The organism is Kineosphaera limosa NBRC 100340, from assembly GCF_000298215.1.
GTDB lineage: Bacteria > Actinomycetota > Actinomycetes > Actinomycetales > Dermatophilaceae > Kineosphaera > Kineosphaera limosa.
The window spans coordinates 1-8,496 of the sequence record NZ_BAHD01000118.1 but is presented as its reverse complement, the minus strand read 5'-3'; the positions used below and the strand labels follow the sequence as shown (position 1 = coordinate 8,496).

Sequence of the window (8,496 nt, the reverse complement as noted above, 5' to 3'; positions counted from 1 at the left end):
CCAGGGCACCGAGTCGCCGACCACGGATCCGCCCGCGCAGACGCCGGCACCGGCGGATTCCACGGCACCCGCAGGCTCCACAGGGCGCGCCGAGACTGCCACACCCGAGGTCGCCGGCACGAGTCTGGCCGCGCCGACGCCAACCGCACCGGGGAGTCCCACGCCGACCAGTGCCGCGCCGCCGACGGTCACCGTCACGGCGCCACCGACGGCGGCCGCAACGCCGACGGCGGCCGCAACGCCGACGGTCACCGTGACGCGGACGGTCGCGCCCACGACCACGCCTACGTCCCAGCCGACCGGTGATCAGGCGCCGACCGGCGCGCCCGGACCGACCGGACCGACCGACCCGCCCAAGCCGACTGGGGCCCCGGGCGCGACGGGCGCCCCGGGGCCGACCGCGGCACCACAGCTACCGCCCCTGCCCCAACTGCCCGACCCGCAGCGTTTGGCCGCGAGGCTGCTGCAGCAGATCGACGCGTTCATCGCCCAGAGCCAGGGGCAGGTCGCGGCGATCGACCAGCAGATCGCCGCCCTCACGGCGCAGCAGGCTAAGGCCCGCTCCTCGGCGGTGGAGGCGCAGCGGCTGGCCGACCTGACCCGGGCGGCGCAGGAGGTCACCGGGGTGGCGCTGCGCCTCGACGATGTCGCGACCGTGCGCGAGGTGAGCGCACCCTCGACGATCACCCGCACCGACGGCACCCGCACCGTCACCGTCTCCGGCACCCCAACGGGTGGTGACCTGTCGACGACCAACGCGGCGCTGCGCGACGGGCTGGCGGCCACGGCGCTGCCCAGCGGCGTTACCGCGACCATCGCGGGCGTCTCGGCCGACCAGGAGGAGGCCTTCCGCCAGCTCGGCCTGGCGATGGCCATCGCCATCGCCATCGTCTTCCTCGTCATGGTCGCGACGTTCCGGTCGCTGGCGCAGCCGCTCATCCTGCTGGTCTCGGTGCCGTTCGCCGCGACGGGGGCGGCGGTGCTGCTGCTGCTCACCGACACGGCGCTCGGCTTGCCCGCCATGATCGGATTGCTCATGCTCATCGGCATCGTCGTCACGAACGCGATCGTGCTGATCGACCTCGTCAACCAATACCGCGCCGCCGGGGCCGATGTGCACGAGGCGATCCTGCACGGGGCCAGGCTGCGGCTGCGACCCATCGTGATGACCGCGATGGCCACCATCTGCGCGCTCATCCCCATGGCCCTCGGGCTCACCGGCGGGGGCGTGTTCATCTCCCGGCCGCTGGCGATCGTCGTCATCGGCGGCCTCATCACCTCCACGCTGCTGACGCTGATCCTCGTTCCGGTGCTCTACGACGCCCTCGAGCAAGGCCGCGCCCGACTGCGGGAGCGACGCCGGCGCGGGCACCGCGAGCACAACGAGCCCGGCCCGGCCGAACGCCCCCGCGTCGACGCCGAGGCGGGGACCTAGCGGGTCGAAGGGCCGAGCCCTGCGTGCCGAGCGCCCCTGCCACGACCGGCCGGTCTGCCCTTCGTGTGCCGCGACATCGGCCTGCAGCTGTCAGCGAGACCGCGGGCCCACCGGCACGATGGCGCGCCCCGCGGTGGCGTTCATCGTTGCGGCGAACGAGCAGTACCAGGCTCCGGCGGCGGCGCCGAAACCGGTCCAGCCGCCGAGGCGGGTCGCCAGCGTGCTGCCGGCGAAGTCGCCGATCGTCAGGCAGACGAACGCGGCGAGCAGGAAGACGAACGTGATGAGCAGGGCGTTGTTCGTCCGGGCAACACACACCGTCATGTAGGCGGTGAAGATGGTCCATCCGAGCAGGAACAGGCCCACCGCGTGGCCCTTGTCGCTCGGCGTGATGGTGGCCGAGAACTCCGTGTGGCTGGACAGGTACCACAGGGCCAGCCAGAAGCCGCCGTAGGAGCAGAAGGCCACCCCGCCGAGGGTGTTCTCCTTGAAGAACTCCAGCAAGCCGGCGAACACCTGCACGATGCCGCCGTAGAAGAGTGCGAGACCGAGGACGACCGGCTCCAGGGTCGTCGGCATGAGACCGGCGTTGAAGGTCGACAACACGAAGGTCGTCAAGGCGAAGGCGGCGGTCCCAAGGGGCCGGGATCCCCGAGGGCGAGCCGAGTCACGGTCGGACCCGAGGCGGACACGGGGTTGATGCGAGGGCTTTCGAGTACTTCGGACATTGCCTACCTTCCGTCGAACGCTCGCCACGACGGAATCGCGGCGCCGCGAATGGAACTGACATGAACGATGCCACCGGGTGATCGCACAGAACCCCGGGTCTTTGGTCCCACCGCGCCCAATGGATTGCACAGGAGTGTCGGCGGGTGTATTCGCCCAGTTCGCAACGAAGCTGGACTGCTCGGCGCGGCTCAGGTGCGCCCGGCGGTCCGGCCCCGTGAGGCCACGCCGCGCGACCGGGACTCGAACTGTGATGCCCGTGTGAAATGCGCGTGCTGGCCCTGCGAGGTGCCCGCGGGAAGGTCAGGTTGTCGACCCGATCGGTCGGCGATCGACAGCTAGGGGGAACCATCATGACCAGGCGTGAGCGCTCCAGGATCCGCTCGACTTTCGTCGCGAGCATGAGCGTGGCCGTGGCGCTGGGGGTAGCGCTCACCGTCGGCGCCGGCGCGACGCAGCTGGTGTCGGCCGGAACTGCCCAGGCAGCCTCCGCTGCCTCCGCCACACCGACTCCGGGCAATCCGACGCCGCCTGCCACCAAGGCACCGGCCAAGTCCAAGACGCCGGCGACCAAGGCGACGACGAAGCACCCGCGTCCGACCAAGGGCGGCAAGGTCGCCTACTTGACGTTCGACGACGGCCCGGACCGCCGGTACACGCCGCAGGTGCTCGCCCTGCTGGCCAAGTACGACGCCAAGGCCACCTTCTTCATGATCGGCTCGCAGGCCCAGGCGAATCGGCCTCTCGTGGCGCGGGTTCGGGCACACGGGCACGCGATCGGCAACCACACGCAGACCCACCCTTGGCTGACGAAGGTCTCGCCGGCCACGGTGCGCGACCAGTTGCGGCGCGCGGATTCGGTGCTCGGACGCACGACGTGCATGCGTCCGCCGGGCGGCTTCGTCAACGGCGTGGTGCGCAACGAGGCGCGGGCCCAGGGCAAGCAGGTGGTGCTGTGGAGCGTCGATCCGTCGGACTGGTCCCGCCCGGGTGCGCCCCGCATCACGTCCACGATCCTGAGCAAGACGCGCCCCGGCAGCGTCATCCTGCTGCACGACGGCGGCGGCCCCCGCACCCAGAGCGTCGCGGCCCTGGCCCAGGTGCTCCCGCGCCTGAAGGCCCAGGGCTACCGCTTCGAAACGCTCCCCGCCTGCCGCTGACCGCCGGCCTCTCCCGGCGGGCGGGGTCAGCCCTGGATGCGGGAGTTGCCTTGGCCCCATTCGGCGTCGCGGAGGGCGAACTTCTGGATCTTGCCGGTGCTCGTCTTGGGTAGCTCGACCACGAAGTCGACGGCCTTGGGGGCCTTGTAGCGCGCGATCTTGCTCTTGACGTGCTCGATGAGTTCTTCGGGGGTGACCGCCGCGCCCTCCTTGAGCTTGACGAAGCCCTTGGGTCGCTCGCCCCACTTCTCATCGGGCACCCCGATGACGGCGACCTCCAACACATCCGGGTGGCTCATCAGCGCCTGCTCGACCTCGACCGTCGAGATGCTCTCGCCGCCGGAGATCACGACGTCCTTGGCGCGGTCGCGCAACTCGACATACCCATCGGGATGCATGACTCCGAGGTCGCCGGTGTGGAACCAGCCGCCGGAGAAAGCCGCCGCGGTCCCCTCGGCATCCCGGTAGTACCCGGCCATCAGGTTGTTGCCGCGCATCGCGATCTCGCCCATCGTCTCCCCGTCGGCGGGCACGTCGTTCATCTCGGGGTCGACGACCCGCATCCGATCGGCTTGCACCATGCCGACGCCCTGCCGCGCCTGAATCCTGGCCCGCTCCTGCGGCTCCAGGTCGGCCCACGAATCCTGCGGCTCGCAGACCGAATACGGCCCGTACACCTCGGTCAGGCCGTAGACGTGCACGATCCGAAAGCCCAGATCCTCCATGCCGAGGATCGTGGCCGGAGCCGGGGGTGCGCCGGCCGTCGTGATCGTCACCGGCCGCTCCAATTCGGTGCGCTCGGGCGCGTTCGCGATGGTCGTCAGCACGGTCGGCGCGCCGTTGAGGTGGGTGATCTGCTCGTCGTGCAGCAGCCGCCACACGACATCCCCGCGAACCTCGCGCAGGCACACGTGGGTACCGCCGATCGCGGTGATCGCCCACGTCGTGCACCAGCCGTTGCAGTGGAACATCGGCAGCGTCCACAGGTAGCGGGTGTCGCGGGTGAAGCCGGAGTGCACGATCTCGCCGAAGCTGTTGAGGTAGGCCCCGCGGTGCGTGTACAGCACGCCCTTGGGCCGGCCGGTCGTGCCCGACGTGTAGTTGAGGCAGAGGTGCCGCTCCTCGTCGTCGGTGCCCCACTGCGGCTCGACCGCGGACCGATCGGCCCGGTCACGGAAATCCGCGAGGCTGATGAGCCGGTCGCCGGCAAGCTCCCGGTCCGCAGTTGAGCCGACCGCGCCGGCCGCCTCGTCGTCGATGAGCACGATGTCGGTGACGCTGGGCGCGCGGTCGCCGGTGGAGACCGCTCGCGCCACGACCTCCAGCAGTCCGCCGTCCACGACGACGACCTTGGCCTGCGAGTGCTCGAGAAGGTAGGCGATCTCCTCGGCGGACAGGCGCGTGTTGACCGCGACGAGCACCGCCCCCAGCGCGGGGACCGCGTAGTGGGCCGCCAGCATCTGCGGCACGTTCGGCAGCACGTAGGCGACCCGGTCGCCGGGCTCGACCCCGCTGGCCGCCAGCGCCCGCGCCATGACCTGCACCTCATCGGCGAACTCGCGGTAGGTCCAGGAGGTGTCGCCGTAGACGACGGCCTGCTTGTCGGGCCACACCGCGGCCGAACGGGCCAGAAACGACAGCGGGGAGAGGGGGGTGTGGTTGACGCGCTCCATGGTCGGCCTCCGGGGGAGTAGCGGCGGTGGGTTGGAGGTAGCTCACCACGGTTTGCGCGTGCGCGTGCGCGGGTTCGGCGCCAATGGGGCCGATGTGCGTGTCGGAGAGGGGATCCGGAGGCTGTGCCGCCAACAGCGGCGAGGGTGGTCTCGGGGTGCGTACAGGCGTCCTACACTGAGCACCACGATGAGCCTGCCGAACCCCCTCGACGACCTGCACGACCTCCCCCTGCCCGGGCTGGCGCCCGCCGCGGCCCGCGGTGATCTGCCGCGCGACAAGCCCGCCGACGGCAGCGCGGTCGGCCCCGACGGGGTGCCCCAGTGGGCGCTGGATGGCACCGCGGCGCCCGACGCCGGGCGCGACCCCCGCTGGACGGGCCGCGCCAAGCCCGACCCCGCCGAACTCGCACGCGCGCAGGCCGATCTGCTCGAAGGCCTCAACGACCAGCAACGCGAGGCGGTCGTGCATGCCGGCTCTCCGCTGCTCATCGTCGCCGGCGCGGGCTCGGGCAAGACCCGCGTGCTGACGCACCGCATCGCCCACCTGCTGGCCCACCGGGGCGCGTCGCCGGGGCAGATCATCGCGATCACCTTCACCAACAAGGCCGCCGGTGAGATGCGCGAGCGGGTCGAGGCGCTGGTGGGTCCCAAGGCGAAGGCGATGTGGGTCAGCACGTTCCACTCGGCGTGCGTGCGCATCCTGCGCCGCGAGGCCACGCGCGTGGGGCTGCGCAGCAACTTCTCGATCTACGACGCGGCTGACAGCCAACGGCTCATGGGCATGGTGCTGCGCGACCAGAACCTGGACCCCAAGCGCTACCCGCCCCGATCGTTCTCCGCGCAGGTCAGCAACCTGAAGAACGAGCTCATCGACGAGGAGACTTTCTCCTCGAAGGCCAACGCCGAGGACGCGCCGCCCGCCGACGCCGTGCTGGCCGCCGCCTACACCGAGTACCAGAGGCGGCTGCGGGCGGCCAACGCCCTGGACTTCGACGACATCATCATGACGACGGTCAACATCCTGCAAGCCTTCCCCGACGTCGCCGAGCACTATCGACGGCGATTCCGGCACGTGCTCGTCGACGAATACCAGGACACCAACCACGCCCAGTACCAGCTGATTCGCGAGCTCGTCGGCGACGGCATCCACATCGAAGGGCAGCCGAGCGTGCCGCCGGGCGAGCTGTGCGTCGTCGGCGACGCCGACCAGTCGATCTACGCGTTCCGCGGGGCCACGATCCGCAACATCGTCGAGTTCGAGTCCGACTACCCGCAGGCCCGCACGATCCTGCTGGAGCAGAACTACCGCAGCACCCAGACGATCCTGCGCGCCGCCAACGCCGTCATCGCCAAGAACACGCAGCGGCGGCCCAAGAACCTCTGGTCCGCCGGCGGCGAAGGCGCCAAGATCGTTGGCTACGTGGCGGATTCGGAGCATGACGAGGCCGCCTTCGTCGCCCGCACGATCGATGAGCTGGCCGACGAGCACGGCGTCAAGCCCAAGGACGTCGCGGTCTTCTACCGCACCAACGCGATGTCGCGAGCGGTGGAGGAGGTGTTCGTGCGGGTCGGACTGCCGTACAAGGTCGTCGGCGGCACCCGCTTCTACGAACGCCGCGAGGTCAAAGACGCCCTGGCCTACCTGCGGGTCATCGCCAACCCCGCCGACACCGTCAACCTGCGCCGCATTCTCAACGTCCCCAAGCGCGGCATCGGCGACCGCGCCGAAGCGTGCATCGCGAATCTGGCTGAGCGGGAGCGAATCTCGTTCGTGCAGGCGCTCGGGACTCCCGGTGACGCGCCGGGCATCGCGACCCGCTCGGTCAAAGCGATCCAGGCGTTCACCGGGTTGTTGGAGGCGCTGCGCACCGTGCACGAGGGCGGCAGCGGCGTCGCCGGCCTGCTGGAGGCGATTCTCGAACAGACCGGCTACGTCGCCGAACTGCGCGCCAGCCACGACCCGCAGGACGAGACCCGCCTGGAGAACCTGCGCGAGCTGCTCTCCGTCGCTCGCGAATTCGACGCCGAGCTGACCGAATTGGGCGAGAGCTTCGACCCGCAGACGACGCTGGACAACTTTCTCGAACGGGTCTCCCTCGTGGCCGACGCCGACGAGATTCCCGACGAGCCGGCCGAGGCCGTGCCCGGCGCGCCGGCGCAGGACGAGGGCGTCGTCACGCTCATGACGCTGCACACCGCCAAGGGTCTGGAGTTTCCGGTCGTCTTCCTGCTCGGCATGGAGGACGGCACCTTTCCGCACATGCGCGCCCTCGGCGACTCCGGCGAACTGGAGGAGGAGCGGCGACTGGCGTACGTCGGCATCACTCGCGCCCGCGAGCGACTGCACCTGTCGCGGGCGGTCGTCCGCTCGGCGTGGGGTCAGCCGTCGTACCCGCCGCCGTCACGCTTCCTCGACGAGATTCCCGAGGAGCTGGTGCACTGGGAGCGGGTCGTGGGGACCGGTGGGATCGGCGGCCGCTCGGGCGCGGGGCCGGTGAGCACGAGTCGTGCGCCCGCGGTCGCGACGCTGGCGGCCCGCCCTGGCGTGCGTTCGCTGGGCAACCGGGTTCCATTGCAGCTCAAGCCCGGCGACCGCGTGACCCACGACAGTTTCGGCATGGGCAAAGTCGTACGCGTCGAAGGGGAGGGGGAGCGCGCCATGGCCCACGTCGACTTCGGCGGAGACCAACTCAAGCGCCTCCTGCTGCGCTACGCCCCCCTCGAAAAGCTCTAGCTGCGGGGGACGTCGCGGGGCAGGATGCCGCGCTGCACGAGCCAGGGCCACGGGTCGATGGGGTCGCCGCCGCCGGGGCGCACCTCCAGGTGCAGGTGGGGACCGGTGGAGTGCCCGGTGTTGCCCAGCCGGCCGACGACGTGGCCGGGGCCGACCTCCTGGCCCTGCTTGACGGCGATGGAGTCCATGTGGCCGTAGGCGACCAGCGAGCCGTCCCACAGCATGATCTCGACCTTGTTGCCGTAGCCGCCCTGCTTGCCGGCGAACGTCACGACGCCGCTGGACAGCGACTTGAGGCGAGTGCCGACCGGGCCGGCGAAGTCCAGGCCCGCGTGCAGGCGGCCCCAGCGCGGGCCGAAGCTGCTGGTCTGGCGGGTGCCGGCCACCGGGCCGACCCACGTGAACCGCTCGAGGTCGGGAAAGGCCTGGGCTGCCAGCCGGGTCGCCTTGGTGCTCTCACCGGCGGGGCTGCGCTCCAGCATCGCGCGCGGCCCGATCGCCGGCCGTGCTGCGCTGCGCGAGGCGGCCTGCTGCCGCGAGGCCGCAGTCGGAGCGGCAGAAGGCGCAGCGGAGGGCGAGGGTGCCGGCTCGTCGGCGGCTTTCCCCTGGTCCTTGGTCTGGTCCTTGGTCTGGCTCTTGGCCTGGGCCGCAAGCTGGGCCTGCGCCTGGGCAAAGACCGCCTCGGCGCTGCGAGCCAACGCGAGCGTCGGAGCGCCGGCGGTCGCGATCGACGAGACGTCGGCCGAGGCGCCGGCAGCGGCGGCACCC

The 8,496-nt window shown here is 71.1% G+C and carries 7 protein-coding genes; 4 read left to right on the top strand and 3 right to left on the bottom strand.

The window, feature by feature from the left end:
• A partial coding sequence (locus KILIM_RS24410) for a hypothetical protein (protein WP_373280997.1) occupies window positions 1-306 on the top strand: 306 nt, incomplete at its 5' end.
• Window positions 307-448: 142 nt separating this feature from the next.
• Window positions 449-1,435, top strand: coding sequence for an efflux RND transporter permease subunit (locus KILIM_RS21080; protein WP_306302372.1), 987 nt, complete (start codon window positions 449-451; stop codon window positions 1,433-1,435).
• Window positions 1,436-1,525: 90 nt separating this feature from the next.
• Here KILIM_RS21080 and KILIM_RS21075 read toward each other — a convergent pair whose 3' ends face one another.
• The gene (locus KILIM_RS21075; RefSeq protein WP_083876289.1) at window positions 1,526-2,191 is read right to left on the bottom strand and encodes an acetate uptake transporter; all 666 of its coding nucleotides are present in this window, start codon (window positions 2,189-2,191) and stop codon (window positions 1,526-1,528) included.
• A gap of 371 nt (window positions 2,192-2,562) precedes the next feature.
• Between KILIM_RS21075 and KILIM_RS21070 the strand changes: the two genes are divergently transcribed.
• On the top strand, window positions 2,563-3,321 hold the full coding sequence (locus KILIM_RS21070; protein ID WP_083876288.1) for a polysaccharide deacetylase family protein: 759 nt from the start codon (window positions 2,563-2,565) through the stop codon (window positions 3,319-3,321).
• Between the two features lie 26 nt (window positions 3,322-3,347).
• On the opposite strand, the gene KILIM_RS21065 is transcribed toward KILIM_RS21070, so the two are convergent.
• Window positions 3,348-4,994 (bottom strand): acyl--CoA ligase family protein, encoded by a 1,647-nt coding sequence (locus KILIM_RS21065; protein WP_006594786.1) that lies wholly within the window; start codon window positions 4,992-4,994, stop codon window positions 3,348-3,350.
• A 187-nt stretch (window positions 4,995-5,181) separates the two neighbouring features.
• Between KILIM_RS21065 and pcrA the strand changes: the two genes are divergently transcribed.
• Entirely contained in the window at window positions 5,182-7,728 is a 2,547-nt protein-coding gene (pcrA, locus tag KILIM_RS21060; protein ID WP_006594785.1) for a DNA helicase PcrA, read from the top strand.
• Here the strand turns inward: pcrA and KILIM_RS21055 are convergent.
• The coding region (locus KILIM_RS21055; RefSeq protein WP_006594784.1) for a M23 family metallopeptidase at window positions 7,725-8,496 on the bottom strand (772 nt) is incomplete at its 5' end. The two genes, pcrA and KILIM_RS21055, sit on opposite strands and share 4 nt — an antisense overlap.